This is a genomic window from Escherichia sp. E4385 (genome assembly GCF_963883145.1).
Taxonomy (GTDB): domain Bacteria; phylum Pseudomonadota; class Gammaproteobacteria; order Enterobacterales; family Enterobacteriaceae; genus Escherichia.
In genome coordinates, this window is the sequence record NZ_CAWOOJ010000011.1 from 303100 (window position 1) to 317508 (window position 14409).

The 14409-nt window shown below is 48.3% G+C and carries 13 protein-coding genes and 2 pseudogenes; 8 read left to right on the forward strand and 7 right to left on the reverse strand.

The window, feature by feature from the left end:
* Positions 1-48 precede the first annotated feature (48 nt).
* From AACS80_RS11390 to AACS80_RS11405, 4 genes are all read right to left on the reverse strand, one after another.
* Positions 49-546, reverse strand: coding sequence for a hypothetical protein (locus tag AACS80_RS11390; protein ID WP_138183792.1), 498 nt, complete (start codon positions 544-546; stop codon positions 49-51).
* On the reverse strand, positions 527-796 hold the full coding sequence (locus tag AACS80_RS11395) for a hypothetical protein (RefSeq protein WP_053877785.1): 270 nt from the start codon (positions 794-796) through the stop codon (positions 527-529). The genes AACS80_RS11390 and AACS80_RS11395 overlap by 20 nt, the downstream gene beginning before the upstream one ends.
* Complete coding sequence (locus AACS80_RS11400; protein WP_201798112.1) at positions 783-1646, reverse strand: rolling circle replication-associated protein; 864 nt, start codon at positions 1644-1646, stop codon at positions 783-785. The genes AACS80_RS11395 and AACS80_RS11400 overlap by 14 nt, the downstream gene beginning before the upstream one ends.
* 277 nt (positions 1647-1923) lie before the next feature.
* Positions 1924-2949, reverse strand: a complete 1026-nt coding sequence (locus AACS80_RS11405) for an alpha/beta hydrolase (protein WP_445236444.1) — start codon at positions 2947-2949, stop codon at positions 1924-1926.
* 516 nt (positions 2950-3465) lie between these two features.
* Between AACS80_RS11405 and AACS80_RS11410 the strand changes: the two genes are divergently transcribed.
* The 5 genes and pseudogenes from AACS80_RS11410 (at position 3466) to AACS80_RS11430 (ending at position 7465) form a co-directional block, all read left to right on the forward strand.
* Positions 3466-4398, forward strand: a complete 933-nt coding sequence (locus AACS80_RS11410; protein WP_130260638.1) for an AEC family transporter — start codon at positions 3466-3468, stop codon at positions 4396-4398.
* Between the two features lie 192 nt (positions 4399-4590).
* Positions 4591-4959, forward strand: a pseudogene (locus AACS80_RS11415) (ATP-binding protein); the annotation flags it as partial.
* Positions 4960-5023: 64 nt separating this feature from the next.
* Complete coding sequence (locus AACS80_RS11420; RefSeq protein WP_130260642.1) at positions 5024-5503, forward strand: (R)-mandelonitrile lyase; 480 nt, start codon at positions 5024-5026, stop codon at positions 5501-5503.
* Positions 5481-6242: a carboxymuconolactone decarboxylase family protein gene (locus AACS80_RS11425; protein ID WP_135410719.1), complete on the forward strand. Its 762-nt coding sequence runs from the start codon at positions 5481-5483 to the stop codon at positions 6240-6242. The genes AACS80_RS11420 and AACS80_RS11425 overlap by 23 nt, the downstream gene beginning before the upstream one ends.
* Positions 6243-6400: 158 nt before the next feature.
* Complete coding sequence (locus AACS80_RS11430) at positions 6401-7465, forward strand: alpha/beta hydrolase (RefSeq protein ID WP_135410720.1); 1065 nt, start codon at positions 6401-6403, stop codon at positions 7463-7465.
* Between the two features lie 246 nt (positions 7466-7711).
* On the opposite strand, the gene AACS80_RS11435 is transcribed toward AACS80_RS11430, so the two are convergent.
* Positions 7712-8605, reverse strand: a complete 894-nt coding sequence (locus AACS80_RS11435) for a LysR family transcriptional regulator (RefSeq protein WP_135410721.1) — start codon at positions 8603-8605, stop codon at positions 7712-7714.
* A 148-nt stretch (positions 8606-8753) separates the two neighbouring features.
* On the opposite strand from AACS80_RS11435, the gene AACS80_RS11440 reads away from it, so the two are divergent.
* The 3 genes from AACS80_RS11440 to AACS80_RS11450 all read left to right on the forward strand — a co-directional run bounded on the left by AACS80_RS11440 (position 8754) and on the right by AACS80_RS11450 (position 10322).
* The gene (locus AACS80_RS11440) at positions 8754-9563 is read left to right on the forward strand and encodes an SDR family oxidoreductase (RefSeq protein ID WP_138183793.1); all 810 of its coding nucleotides are present in this window, start codon (positions 8754-8756) and stop codon (positions 9561-9563) included.
* An 86-nt stretch (positions 9564-9649) separates the two neighbouring features.
* Complete coding sequence (locus tag AACS80_RS11445) at positions 9650-9901, forward strand: DUF1471 domain-containing protein (protein ID WP_135410789.1); 252 nt, start codon at positions 9650-9652, stop codon at positions 9899-9901.
* Positions 9902-9953: 52 nt separating this feature from the next.
* Complete coding sequence (locus AACS80_RS11450; RefSeq protein WP_138183794.1) at positions 9954-10322, forward strand: helix-turn-helix domain-containing protein; 369 nt, start codon at positions 9954-9956, stop codon at positions 10320-10322.
* 272 nt (positions 10323-10594) lie between these two features.
* Here the strand turns inward: AACS80_RS11450 and tibA are convergent, their stop codons facing one another.
* Both tibA and AACS80_RS11460 read right to left on the reverse strand, forming a co-directional pair.
* Positions 10595-14062, reverse strand: coding sequence for an autotransporter adhesin/invasin glycoprotein TibA (tibA, locus tag AACS80_RS11455; protein WP_445236445.1), 3468 nt, complete (start codon positions 14060-14062; stop codon positions 10595-10597).
* Positions 14036-14290: pseudogene (locus AACS80_RS11460) on the reverse strand (AIDA repeat-containing protein); the annotation flags it as partial. The gene tibA and the pseudogene AACS80_RS11460, both read right to left, overlap by 27 nt.
* Between the last annotated feature and the right edge of the window lie 119 nt (positions 14291-14409).

Sequence of the window (14409 nt, forward strand, 5' to 3'; positions counted from 1 at the left end):
GTTACATCAAGTAGGGCGCTGTGCCAGGCTGAAGGGCCGGAGCCGTCTTCAGGTTTTGGCAGGTTCGGAACCTGCATCTGGTGCTTTATTCATTTCAGCACCGGAACGCTCCCGCGGGGACGCCGGAGCAGGTTCCGACTCGCGAACCTTCGGTTCGGTCGCCGAAACCTCTCCGCCGCTCAACAATCCAAGCTCACGCGCTTGATTCCAGTTTGCTGGATTACTCATCCACTCAACGTACTGTTTAACGTTATTACCAAACATTGAGCGAATCGTGGACGGCAGGCTCTTAAAGTCGTCGTGAACGTCGTCAATTAAAGCCATTGCGTCCACGTAATCAGTAATCGCGGATGCATCGTAGAATTCAGCACGTTGAGTACTGGTAAACACTGTCGTGTCCCCAGTTCTTATCGCACGCTCAACAATCTTGTTAATGTCGCACTCATCGCGGAAATGCTGCTGGGTCATCGTCGGTTCTTCAAACACGATGCCGGGCGACGGTGGCGGGTTATAGCGGGTATGGAACTTAGGCTTCGATGTACGCATCTTCAGAATCCTTCAGGAACGCCGGAGTAGCTTCGCAAACATAAACACGGTCAATATCGACCGGAACCAGCTGTTGGTCAGCAAAATCATAAGCAGTCACGCGGTGCAACGAAAAATCAGTGCGCTGCATACGGTTACAGAACGCGTGCAAATGTCCTTTAGCAATACCGTCATGCTGGGCCATAAACATAAAAACATCAGCATTAATCAGCTTGTCGTGAATTACATAAACTGCATCAGAGTGAGCCATTTTCTAATTTCCTCATCATTCGCTGGAATTTAACCAGATTAAATTTATCCAAATCCTGCAAACGCCACGGGTCTAATACCTGGGCATTTAACTGTCGTCGTTCTTTATTTTGCTGCAACTTCTCAAAATCACAGCCTGATAATAACTTGTCATAATAGCGGGGCGGTTTTATCTGACGACCGCCGCGACCAATACAAGCATCTGAATTAACTATGTCATCGTAATATTCCATAAAAAAATCATAGCCAATACCAGGCCTGTTGCTCATAGCCGAAAACTCGGGTATGCGATGTCCATAATGCTCATCTGCACGGGAACCGGTGACTTTTTTAACACAGTATCGCGCCACGTAAGCAGCCGACTCAAAACTAAAAGCAGCAACAACAGACCAACCAAAAGTCCAACATCTTTCAAGAAGCGAAGACCTATATAAATTAAATCTTCCAGCCTTGTGTAATGTCTTATCCGGAAAGTCATATCCAAAAATAATCGCATGATAATGCGGACGCTCTAATTTAGAGCCATATTCACCACAGCCAAAAAAACGAATCGAAATATCATCAACAGCCAAAGCCTTACGTAAACGCTTCATAAAATCGGTGAAATGTTTACGAACGAGAGTACCGCCTTCAGGTAAATTCTCAGGCGAATAAGTCAGGGTGATAAAACAATTGTGATCATGCATGTGGGCTTCATGAACGCAGCGGGTCGCCCAGTCACGAGAGTGAGCAAGACGGCAACCGATGCACTGACCGCAGGGCAACTGAATGAATTTAGCGCCACGTGACGGCGTGAAAAAAATCTTCCCCGATGGCATCTGGTACGCGTTCAAAGGACGGGTACAAGCCATGACACACCTCCAGAAATCACGTATGCGCACCTTAGTGCGCATAATGTATATTATGTTAAATGACGAATTGGATTGGATAAGCAACGTCTTACACCCACGTCTCGCCTCGTAGAGTCAGCAAATGACTACCCTATTGTCGGAATCTTGATTCCCCAGGATGCTGGAGCTCTCTTTCAATTTTCTAACTACCCCGCCAACTTGTTTTTTAAAGTGGACAGTGGCTACAGTTGATGGATATCCCCCCAGCCTTTACGGCTGGGGATCCCCTGGAGGGTAACTAGATATTCTTATGGAAGAAAACGTCTAACTTTTGCGTCGCCTGGTCAACGTATTCTGGCACCCAATATGTCTCAATGTGGGTAGCACCATCGATCAGGAAGAGCTCTTTGTCCTTCGTACCGGTAGCTTTAGCGAACGCATCTTTAGTCATATAGAGCGTATCCGCTTTTGAACCGGCAATCATTAGCAGAGGTTTATTGATCAGGTTTATATGGTCTGTCACGTCAAAGTTCATCAAGTCTAACAAACTGCTCGTGGTGTATTTAAACGTTGAGTTTGGGTGTGCGTGGGTTTTCCAGTAGTACTCGTAGCCCTGGCGATATAACGCAAAAGGTAATTTAGCGATCTGTTCATCAGTCAGGTTGGCATCACCGGAGTAAAGCACTTCGCCACCGGCGACTTCCTGAGCTCGTGCATCTGAAGCCTGCTGAAGACGTTGTTGAATAGTATCCAACTGTGAATCCTGCATACCATTGCGCCGTACAAGTCCTGAATTAAACATGCTAATGGTTGCAATCGATTTGAATCGTTTGTCCGTCTCGGCGGCAGCAAGTGAATACCCTCCTCCCCCGCAAATCCCCAACAAACCAATACGGGTGCTATCAACACCAGGATACTGGCTGATGAAATCAGCCATACCGTGGATATCTTCAATACGATTCGCAGGTTTGTCTACGTTACGTGGCAGCCCTCCGCTGGCCCCCTGATAAGCAGCATCGGCGGCGATGGTAATATATCCGTGTTCAGCCAAGCGTTGGGCATATAATCCGGCGACCTGCTCTTTTACGCCACCATTAGGGTGAGCCACCACTATTGCCGGATATTTTTTCGCAGGGTCATAGTTAGCAGGTGTATACACATTCGCTGCAATCTGAATGCCATGCAGATCATATTTCACAGGATGGATATTGACCTTGCCTGCGACATTTTCGGTGATAGCCCCGTCATAGACGAGAGTAAACGGGTTCTTTTTGTAATCTGCTGCATTTGCTGAAGTGATACCGACGACTGCCGTCATCAGCATTGCACTTAAAAGTGTCAATTTCATGGTTTCTCCCGATAAAAATGCGTGTTCATAAGGCAACCGAGATGGAACATTCAGACACAGAGTAGAGAGAAAAAGCTGTCAGTATCATGACCGCTAAATAACATTTTTGTCAGGAAGTCCCCAGCTCATCGTGTTTTCCGTTGAGGACGGTTGAAATACGCTTTCCCGGGTCTGATTTATGAATCAGGCTGATTAACCCTATCGGTAAAGCTCTCTCAAATGAACATAAATATGTTGCTATACTCTAAATAATTCGAGTTGCAGGAAGGCGACAAGCGAGTGAATCCCCAGGAGCTTACATAAGTAAGTGACTGGGGTGAGCGAACGCAGACGCAGCACATGCAACTTGAAGTATGACGAGTATATACTCATTCTGACTTAAGCGGCCGTGATATACCCCGTATAAAATAAGTCACTCATAACATTTCGACGAATAAAATTCGCAGCGTCTTGGTTGATAACTATTATATATACCATGGCAAGGATATTAATATGGCGACACTTGAGCAACTTATTATTTTCTTTCTTCTTATTGGTATTGGCGTTATAGCACGTAAAGTGGGAGTTATTACACCGGGAAACACGCCCCAACTCACATCTCTTGTTTTTAATTTTGCGATGCCAGCTATTATACTTTCCGGGGTTACGACTGACCAGCCACATATTTCCGGAAAGGAACTTTCCATCGTACTTGCATCCGCATTCACTACACTTATTTTACTGATTATTTGCAGTCGTATGCTGGCAAGAGTTTTACGCTATGAAAGAGAATACTATGGTGTGATTACTGTCATGACAACATTTACTAATGTTTCCATGATGGGGATCCCAATGATATATTCTTTATATGGCGCCAACGCCATGATTTATATCACTGTCTTTTTACTCCCATATAACTTATTGTTCTTTTCATATGGTTATCACTGCATGAAAGACCAGAGTGGTAATGCTGAAACACTTAGCTTGAAAAATATGTTAAACGTTATCAATCCGGGGATCGTTGCCTGTATTCTTGCTTTGCTTTTATATATTTCAAATGTGCATATTCCTTACATCATTGCACAACCAATAAAAATGCTGGGCGCAATAACCGGCCCGGTGTCAATGCTACTGATAGGTTCATTCCTGTTAGACATCGAATGGAAATCTGTTTTTAAGGATGTGAAAGTATGGATATTCACTTTTTTTAAAATGGTCATCATTCCGCTTGTTATTATATTAATAATGAAGTTATTCATTAACGATGGGCTACTGTTGGGCGTCCTGCTTGCTGCGGTAGCAACGCCAGCTGGTGCAGGAACTCCCTTATTGGCTCAGATGTTAAATAAAAAAGTTTATCCGTTAGCTCTTAAAGGTGCGACATTAACCACACTGGTGTCACTTATTACGATGCCTCTCGTGGCAATGATGACGGGTATTGGATAAACCAGGAGCGCTATTTTAAACCATAATAAAACATCAGAGATAATATATGAACCATAACACTCCATTCAAAAAAACGGTCGGTAATATCTTGTTGTCCGGACTAATATTTGCCGTTTCTGGTTGCGCAACGCACAGCATTCAGAGCCAAAGTACAGAACCGCATATTGTATTACAAACTCAGGGAAGTTTTGCGCAAGACATTCCCTTTCCAATAGCACTATTACTGTGCGCTTAAGCGAAAGGGATAATCAGGCCTGTGTTGAAGTTTCCAATCCAGGCAATCCGATAGCACCAGAACACTTACATCGGCTTTTTGAGCGGTTTTATCGCATCGACACTTCACGAGCAAGGAGTGATGCCCATCATGGGTTGGGCCTGTCGATCGTGCGTGCCGTCGCTATTATGCACCAAGGTGATGTCTTTGCCCGTAGTGAAGGCGGCATCAATACATTTGGCCTCACTTTTGCGCTGAAAGCGGATAAAACGGTGAGCAATGCGCCTTCAGGCACTGAGTCTGGAGCAACGTTAACTGACAAAATTGTCAGCGAGGCGTCAGCCTGACGACATGTCCGTCTGAATAGAATCATTGTCTCCCCTCCTGTCACCGTAGATAAGGACGCGTTGTATGATCAGACAGTTACATTACCTTGGGCTACTACTGCCTCTCTTCACAACTTCATCATGGGCTGCGGAGCAAAATTCCACTGTCCATATCGCCCCCGCCGGAAGCCAGACTGCGGTGTATGGCTCGGCGGAGAATTTTACCGGTCGTGTCCGGGTTGATCCTCTGTTCAACGCTGACAACGACATCCGTGTTTCCGCGGCTTACGTCACCTTTGAACCTGGTGCCCGCTCCGCCTGGCATACGCATCCAGCAGGTCAGCGACTGATTGTGACCTCTGGTGTTGGACTCACCCAACAAGAAGGCAAGCCGGTGCAGGTGATCCGTGCTGGCGATGTTGTCTCTTGTCCGGCGGACGTTAAACACTGGCATGGGGCGGCCCCCGGTAGTGCGATGACACATCTGGCAATAACCGGCGTGGTGGATGGCAAAAGCGTTAACTGGAAGGAGTTAGTGACAGATGAACAATACCACGCCCATTAAGATATTAACGGCAGCGGTACTGCTAACCTTTGGTTTTGCGCTTACCTCAAATGCTGCGCTCATCAATAAAGGAGTTACCGAAATGAATCATGAATATACGGTTTCAGATACGCTGTCAGCTCGCCAGCAGGCCATTCCGTTGATTGCCGCATCAATGGCCAGCAGTCAGATGGATAAGCTGAATGCAGCGCTTAATCAAGGACTTGATACAGGACTCACGATAAACGAAGCTAAAGAAATTCTCATCCAGCTCTATGCCTATACGGGATTCCCCCGCAGCCTGAATGCACTGAATGAGCTGATGAAAGTCGTCGAAACACGTAAACAACGTGGCATCGAAGACATTGAAGGTAAAGCGCCGATCGCCCCTATTCCCGTCGGGGATGAACTTCGCCGTGTCGGTACCGCAAACCAGACGAAAATCTCAGGCGCGCCTGTTCAGGGGCCACTGTTTGATTTTGCGCCAACAATAAATCAATTCCTGCAAACACATCTGTTCGGCGATATTTTCGCTCGCGATAACCTCGACTGGCAAAGCCGTGAACTGGCAACAGTTGGCGCATTAGCCGCTACGCCAGGCGTTGAAGCCCAGTTACTGTCACATACGCGAGCAAGTCTGCGAGTCGGTCTGACGGCAGCGCAGTTACGACAGTTAGCACAGGTTCTGCGTGAACATGGCGACAATGATGCAGCCACAAGAGCTGAAGAGGCACTGCAAAAAGCGCTTGAGAACAAATAGAGACGGTCGTCATGCAGACTCTCCCCCTGGTCAGTGCACATACGTGATTCATCCTCTGCATTTATGAATCCGCCAAATAAAGGCAATCAAGGGGGCGAAATAATTAACGCTGGCAACTCAGATATGATTAAACGGCAACCATAACAGAGGATGTAATTTTGAAAACGGTCTTAAAAATGCTGGCCATCTGCATGATGGCAGGAGGCCTGGGGGCGCAGTCTGTATACGCCGAACCATTGGTCATTCAGGAGCAAGGAAGTTTTTCTGCCGGAGGCACCATCATCACCGCCCCGGGAACATTTGACGCGAAAAAGCCGCTGGACTCTGCAGGTCAAACTTATCATGGCGATCATGCGTCGGTGTTCTATCAAATACCGGAGAATCCGCATAAATATCCCATAGTTATGCTGCATGGCGCGGGCCAGTCTTCTCGTACCTGGGAAATTACGCCGGATGGTCGAGAAGGGTTCCAGAACATATTCCTGCGCCGCGGATTCTCCACGTATATTGTCGATCAGCCGCGTCGGGGTGATGCCGGACGTACCACTGTAGAAGGTACGGTTACACCAAAACCTGATGAGCAGATGTGGTTTAACCAGTTCCGTGTTGGCGTGTGGCCAGAGTATTTTAAAGGCGTCCAGTTTTCCCACGACAAAGAGGCACTAAATCAGTATTTCCGCCAGATGACTCCGAATACAGGGCCATTTGATGTCAATGTCATCTCTGATGCGATGTCTGCCGTAGTGGATAAATCAGGCCCGGCAATCCTCTTTACTCACTCTCAGGGGGGTGGACCAGGCTGGTATACCGCGATGAAAAACAACAAGGTCAAAGCCATTGTCGCCTTCGAGCCAGGCAGCGGTTTTGTGTTCCCGGAAAAAGAACTTCCTGCCCCTATGCCAAGTGCGTTCGACACGCTGAAGGGTGAATCCGTGCCAATGGAACAGTTTATGGTGCTGACTAAAATCCCGATTTTGATTATTTACGGCGATAACATACCGGATAAGCCTGTAGCCATGCCCGCCCAGGACAGCTGGCGAGTACGGCTGGCAATGGCGCGTAAGTGGCGTGACGTGGTTAACAAGCATGGTGGGGATGTGACGGTGACGCATCTGCCTGAGGCTGGAATCAGAGGTAATACCCACTTCCCGTTTTCCGACCTGAATAATGTGCAGATCGCTGATTTGGTGAGTCGGTTTTTGAAAGAGAAAAATCTGCAATAACCATTTTAGAAGATCACCTTAAACGTTTAATAGAGCGCCTAACCTTCAGTGGGCGCTCATCGTATTGTGTAGCTTTTTCTGATGGAGATTCAGAGCCTCGAAGATGTTTGCTCTGTTCACTGCTGTATCAAGCTTTCAACGTTACTGAAGCGCTGGCCTTCGCTGTATTAAAGCACACTGGCCTACAGGCGTGCAGTGAAAAAGGTCATTATGCCCGCGCAAGGCCCACAGCAAAATGTGGACTCGTTATTCCGCGTAGCGAAGTGCATCAATCAACAGCGCAAAAGCAGGCGGATGCTGCTTACGGCTGGGATAGTAAAGGTAATATCCGGGAAAAGTTGGACACCACTCCTGTAAAACCTGAATAAGCTCGCCTGACTTTACATAATCCTGAACCTCGTTTTCGGGAACACAGGCGATACCAAATCCTGATAATGCGGCATCAATTCTTTCTGGCAGCAAATTAAACGTCAGTTGCCCATCAACTCTGACCCGAAACGGTTTCCCTTCGCGTTCAAACTCCCAGTGATAAAGTCCACCGGCAGTTGGCAGACGCATATTGATGCAGCGATGATTTTGTAGTTCGTGAGGCGTTTCAGGCGCAGGGTTTGCAGCAAAATACGCCGGCGCTCCCACCATAGCCATCCGCATATCCGGCCCAATTCGCACTGCAATCATATCCTTATCCACACTTTCACCCAGCCGGATCCCGGCATCAAAACGACCTTCAACAATATCGACAAAACCGTTATCCACCACCAGTTCGACATTGATTTCGGGATATTCCCTGAGGAACGGTTTTAGCTTCGGCCAGACCAGACTGCGCGCAGCATGTTCCCCGGCTGATAAACGAATATTCCCGGAGGGAGTGCCATTCAGTTGGATAAGTGATTCCAGCTCGCGCTCAAGCTCATCTATACGTGGCTCAAGACAGGCAATTATTCTCTCCCCTGCTTCCGTGGGAGCCACGCTACGGGTAGTTCGGGTTAAGAGACGGATATTTAACCTTTCCTCCAGTGCCTTCATTGCATGGCTAAGTGCAGACTGAGAGACGCCGAGTTTGCTCGCTGCTTTGGTAAAACTTCGCTCTCTTGCCACCACAAGAAAGATTTGCAGTTCGTTGAAGTTTTCTTTAAGCATTGACGATTTCCTTGTAGAAGCATTCCCTTCAAAGCGCATTCATGAAGGGTGTTCATAGACACAATCATTTTAGCCTCGTTACTGGCAATAATGATAATTGATATTCTGGCTGTATCAAATATAAGGCTGAATTATCAGAAGGTTTATCATGAAAATACTCGTTGCTGGCGCAACAGGAAGCATTGGTATTCATGTTGTGAATACTGCTATTGCAATGGGCCATCAGCCAGTGGCTCTGATCAGGAATCGGCGGAAAATCAAGTTACTCCCTCGTGGAACAGATATTTTCTATGGCGATGTTTCAATACCTGAAACACTCACCGATTTACCGAAAGATATTGATGCCATCATTTTTACACTCGGCTCCGATGGTCAGGGACGTATTGGTGCCAGAGCGATAGATTACGGCGGTGTACGTAACATTTTGCGAATATTCATGGATACACCTGTTCGCATCGCCCTGATGACAACGATTGGCGTTACTGAGCGGCTCAGTAGCTGGAATCAACGTACTGAAGTTCATGACTGGAAGAGAAGATCTGAACGCCTGGTCAGAACCAGCGGGCATATCTACACTATCGTCAGACCCGGCTGGTTTGATTACAACAATGATGATGAGCACAGAATCGTCATGCTTCAGGGGGATAGACGCCATGCGGGAACGCCGGAAGATGGTGTTATTTCCCGGGAACAAATCGCCCGGGTACTGGTAACGGCCTTGAGCAATGATGCGGCTAAAAATAAAACGTTCGAACTGGTCGCAGAGCGAGGAGAAGCACAGCAGGATCTCACTCCTCTGTTTGCAGAGCTGCAGAGTGATAATCCCCAAAAAAATGATGGGGTTTTCGATATAGACAATATGCCCCTTACTGAAGAACCTGAGTGCGTTATTAACGACCTGAATCTGTATTCGAAAAATTCACGTTGTCATATGACAGTCAGTCTTATGACAGCTTAGAACTGTATATTTACAGATCAAGAAGGAGGAAGCTCCTTCTGGTATTTGTCAACTTCCAAATATATCGTTTAAAACAGGTATCAGATATGAAAGCACTACTAATTACTGCATTATTCATGGGATTCATTTCGGTAAATACTGCATCTGCTGCTGAGGAGATTCGTCATGCAAATGGCAAAGAAAAGATTGGTGTAGTCTCAGCCAGTAATGCTCTGACGCTTGAAGAATTATCGAATGCGCTTTCTCGTAAAGCTGATGATCAAGGAGCAACATCATTCAAAATTCTGTCAACCACAGGGAATAACCGATTGCACGGGGTTGCTGAAATCTATAAGTAATTAGCATTTTGAACAATATATGTCACAGCCCTCTTATAGTTAGCGTCGTCTTATGTCCAGAACAGAAGATATTATCGATGAGGTAACTCAATGGATTGATTCAAACTTACATAAACCGCTGAAGATAGACGATGTTGCTACGCGGGCTGGATACTCTAAGTGGCATCTTCAGCGGATTTTTGTACAGATAAAAAAAGTTAGCCTTGGGAAATATATTAAAGATAAAAAACTTAGTCTTGCAGCTAAAGATCTTGTCGAGACTAATGAGTCTGTGATGAGTATCGCCTATAAATATGGGTTTGATTCACAACAGACCTTTACTCGGATTTTCTCTAAAAAATACAAATTGCCACCATTAAAATATAGAAACACCGAAAAGATAAAAAACATTAATATTTTAAATAAATTCACACTTACGTAGTATCACTTAAATAGTAATTTATTCTGCATCGAGAGATGAATACCTTTTGAGCCAATAGTTCTAATGGACATGGAAACCTGTTTACCCTTGTTGTATCCCCTCAGATATTACATTGACCATCTGGCTTAGCTTCATTGTCCACACAGTTTGCATCGATACAGGCCGTGAATTTTTTTTACGAATTCTGGCAGCAAGTATTTAAACGCGGGCGGAAGCCTTTTAACTTCCGCCCGCAGCGCATGGTTTAATCCCTGCTCTGTTCAGGACACGTCTCAGAAATTAAAACGGAACCCGACACTGCCCGTGACCGGAGACTCGGTATGCTTACCGTTTTCATAACGAGCCTCAGCCCAGACGCCAGCATTTGGGGTCAGTTGCGCACTGACACCCAGTCCGTATTTCCCGGTCGTCCCGGAGATGTCGTTCCTGAAGTCGTAGGTGTCATTGATACGGACTTTGTTGTTGTCCGAAAATTCATGATTCACCGCCGCCGACAGGTACGGCTTGACTTCTTTTCCTGCAACGTCAAGGGTCATCCCCAGCTTCACGCCAGCCTCAGCCTGCAGAGATTTGGTTGCGCCGATATTGGCTTTCATACCGTTATTCAGGCTGATATCTTTCGCATCCGCCCTGAATGCCGTTGTCCGCACGTATGGCTGCGCCCATGCATTCTCATTCAGACTGAAGGTTCTGCCCGCTTCGAGACTACCGCCGAAACCGTTCTGGCTGTAATCCCCTTTCACCGCCGTACCGTCACTCATCCAGGTACGCAGCTCATTATTAAAGCGGTTGTATTTCAGCACACCGTCCACGTAGTAGCCGTCATTATCAAACCAGGTGGCATACAGACCACCACCGGTACTGTCGACCTTACTCTTTCCTCCACGGGCATGCTTAATGCTGTTGTCGCTGTAAGAGAAGAAGGCACCTACAGCTAAACTGCTCTCACCCAGGTCAAAGACCTTGTCGGCGCCGGTTTCGAAACCGTTCTGGGTCAGGGTATAGCCCGAGCTGGCCCCGCCGCTGATGCGGTTATCTGACCCTGTATAACGGCCCCATACTCCGCCTGGTGCACGGGTATTCTGCATCACATCGCCATGACGGAAACGCAGATTATCCAGTTCGCTGTTGAAAACGTATGCCGGTGCTGTTGCCATGCCCAGTACCGCGTCGGCTGATTTTGTTGTCCGACGCACCGGAGACGACACACCTGCATCCGGTTTACCTGTACCTGGATTACCTGCATCCGGGTTGTTACCAGCATCTGGGTTAGTCGGCGGAGTCACCGGAGGCGGAGTGTCAGCCTTCAGATACCAGTTGGTATTTTCCTTGCTCAGGCCGTATTCCCAGGTACCGGCATCGACTTTCCCGCCTTTCAGGGTAAAAGCGGCATCACCGCCACCAGTCTGCACCACCTGAAGCGGCGCTCCAGCAGATACTGGCTCCAGACCGGTGTTTTTGATATCCAGCACAAAGTTACCGCTGGCATTACCCGCGACATTCAGCATATCTCCGGTATGTGATGCAATATCCGTGTTCATCCGGAACGTCCCGCTACCAGACAGGCTCCCGAGCGCCAGCGACACCGCCTGGAAGGCTGGCGTCAGACGCGTAGTTGCTGACGGACGGAAATCAACGGTCCCGTTATCCAGCGTTAATGCGCCGACAGTGGAGTCACCATCGAGATGCCAGACAGAAGCACCTTTAACCGCCATGTCACCTGCACCGGTGTTGTCCCCCGCAACATTCCCCGTCAGGATGGTCCCGTTATCCAGCGTCAGGGTGGTGCCTGACTGTGTCGTCACATTAGCGTTCGCCTTAAGGGCATCCATCGTCATGGCCCCGCCACTCTGAAGGAAAATCCCACCGTCCTGAGACAACAGGCCGCTGAAACGGGTGCTACCGCCTTCCTGCGTCAGGGTGCCGGTACCCGTCAGGGTGCCTGCGAAGGTCGCAGCACTGTTGTTGAGGTAATACAGGTTGCCTTCGTTTGTGACTACGTCACCGACCAACGTCCCTTTATCAGTCAGGGTGGTGGTGCCGTAGAGCACACCGCCGCTGCGGACATCCAGCGTACCGTCACTGCCAACCATCGTATCGCTGGCCTGATGACCGTCAAACACCGTCAGGTATCCACCATTTTCCAGCAGCATATTGGCTGCACTGCCGCCAGCGATACTGAAGCTGCCGTTATCGTTGGTACCACTCACGGCTGCACTGGTATTGGTGACAACAGCCCCGCCACTGTTCTGGGTAACCTTAGAGGCTGAACCTCCGGCCTCAACCTGTAGCATGCCGCCGCTTGTAATAGTCGTTTCTGTGACATTACCGTCGATGTAAACATGCTGACGTCCACCACTGTTAACGATTGTGTCAGTGGCACTGCCGCCACTGGAGACGTACTGGCGTCCGCCGTTGTTAACAGTAGTTTTCGTGGCATTTCCGCCGTAGAGATACTGCCCCCCACCGGAATTAATTGTAGTGTTAGTGGTACTGCCGCCGCTGGAGATAAACTGGCGCCCAGTATTGTTAATTACGGTGTCCGTGGCACTGCCGCCGATACGTACATACTGGCGACCTCCGCTATTAATAGAAGTAGCAATGGCGATACCGCCTTTGGAGACAAACTGACGCCCACCGTCATTAACAGAGGCGTTCAACGCATTGCCGCCGCTGTAGACATATTGGCTCCCTCCGTTGTTAACGAGGGTGCTCGTGGCAACACCGCCGCTGGAGACTGCCTGGATACCACCACTATTAAGGGTAGTGCTCGTAGCACTGCCGTCTGAATTGATATTCTCGCGGCCACCGTTATTAACGATGGTGCCAGTGACACTACCGCCGCTGGATACATGCAGTAAGCCATTGCTGTTAATGGTTGTGTCAGTAGCGATGCCCTCGACCATCATATCTCCACCACTGTTAATAGTGGTACCTGTGGCCTGATGCCCATTGAGTACAGCGAGAGAACCACCATTTTCAAGCAACATTTTGCTGGCACTTCCACCGGCAATACTGAAGCTGCCATTCTGGTTAGTCCCGTCTATAACAGCGCTGGTATTGGTCACGATAGCTCCACCGCTGTTCTGGGTAACCAGCGAGGCAGAACCACCGGCACTCACCTGCAGCACACCGCCGCTGTGGACCGTGGTGCTGGTGTTACTACCACCAGAACTTACAATCTGAACCCCACCACTGTTGATGATGGTATCTTGTGCTTTTCCGTTCGCACCTACATACAGACTCCCACTATCATTGATAGTAGTCTGCGTCAGTACAGATTCTTTCAGTCCTCCAGCAATAGATACCCGCCCACCACTGTTGATGGTGGTGTTAGTAGCAGAGCCTCCGGATACCAAGTACATCACACCACTGTTGATAGTGGTACCGGTAGCAGTTGCAGCTTTAGAACCGGCATAATTTTCGCCCTTGATGTCAAGGCGACCACCATTTTGGATGACCGTGTCAACAAAGCTGGGAGCTTTATTGCCAGCGAAACCTGTCGCCCAGCCCCCATCAATGATGGTATTGGTCACAACGGAACCGTCAAATGCATTTAGTGTCCCGCCACTGTTAACAGTGGCACCGGATACATTCCCTGATGTATGTAACCCGCCACCATTGTTAACGGTGGTATTGATTGCAGTAGCTCCGGCATAGACAACCTGCATACCACCATTTACAACGGTGTCTGTTGCTGTGCCGCCCGCATCGACAAACTCCCTGCCCTCATTAAGTATGGTGCCAATGGAATCGCCGCCCCTGGAGACTTTCTGCTCCCCTCCGTTAATAGTGGTGTTCGTGGCACTGCCGCCATTCTCGACAAACAGACTCCCACCGTTGTTAAGGATGGTATCTTTGGCCTGATGTCCATTTAATACCCTGAGATAACCTCCGCTCTCCAGCAGCATATTGCTGGCGCTGCCTGCGGCAATACTGAAACCACCATTCTGGTTCGTTCCGTTCATACTGGCGCTAGTATTGGTCTGGATAATACCGCCACTGCCTTGGGATAAATTTGAGACAGAGCCCCCCCAAATACCCTAATAGTCCCGCCACTATTAAGCGTGATGTTATCGGCATTGCC

What these genes read in the sequence shown, in the direction of transcription:
- AACS80_RS11390 (WP_138183792.1), bottom strand. Translation starts at nt 546, where the DNA reads ATGCGTACATCGAAGCCTAAGTTCCATACCCGCTATAACCCGCCACCG.
- AACS80_RS11395 (WP_053877785.1), bottom strand. Translation starts at nt 796, where the DNA reads ATGGCTCACTCTGATGCAGTTTATGTAATTCACGACAAGCTGATTAAT.
- AACS80_RS11400 (WP_201798112.1), bottom strand. Translation starts at nt 1,646, where the DNA reads ATGGCTTGTACCCGTCCTTTGAACGCGTACCAGATGCCATCGGGGAAG.
- AACS80_RS11405 (WP_445236444.1), bottom strand. Translation starts at nt 2,949, where the DNA reads ATGCTGATGACGGCAGTCGTCGGTATCACTTCAGCAAATGCAGCAGAT.
- AACS80_RS11410 (WP_130260638.1), top strand. Translation starts at nt 3,466, where the DNA reads ATGGCGACACTTGAGCAACTTATTATTTTCTTTCTTCTTATTGGTATT.
- AACS80_RS11420 (WP_130260642.1), top strand. Translation starts at nt 5,024, where the DNA reads ATGATCAGACAGTTACATTACCTTGGGCTACTACTGCCTCTCTTCACA.
- AACS80_RS11425 (WP_135410719.1), top strand. Translation starts at nt 5,481, where the DNA reads ATGAACAATACCACGCCCATTAAGATATTAACGGCAGCGGTACTGCTA.
- AACS80_RS11435 (WP_135410721.1), bottom strand. Translation starts at nt 8,605, where the DNA reads ATGCTTAAAGAAAACTTCAACGAACTGCAAATCTTTCTTGTGGTGGCA.
- AACS80_RS11440 (WP_138183793.1), top strand. Translation starts at nt 8,754, where the DNA reads ATGAAAATACTCGTTGCTGGCGCAACAGGAAGCATTGGTATTCATGTT.
- AACS80_RS11445 (WP_135410789.1), top strand. Translation starts at nt 9,650, where the DNA reads ATGAAAGCACTACTAATTACTGCATTATTCATGGGATTCATTTCGGTA.
- AACS80_RS11450 (WP_138183794.1), top strand. Translation starts at nt 9,954, where the DNA reads ATGTCCAGAACAGAAGATATTATCGATGAGGTAACTCAATGGATTGAT.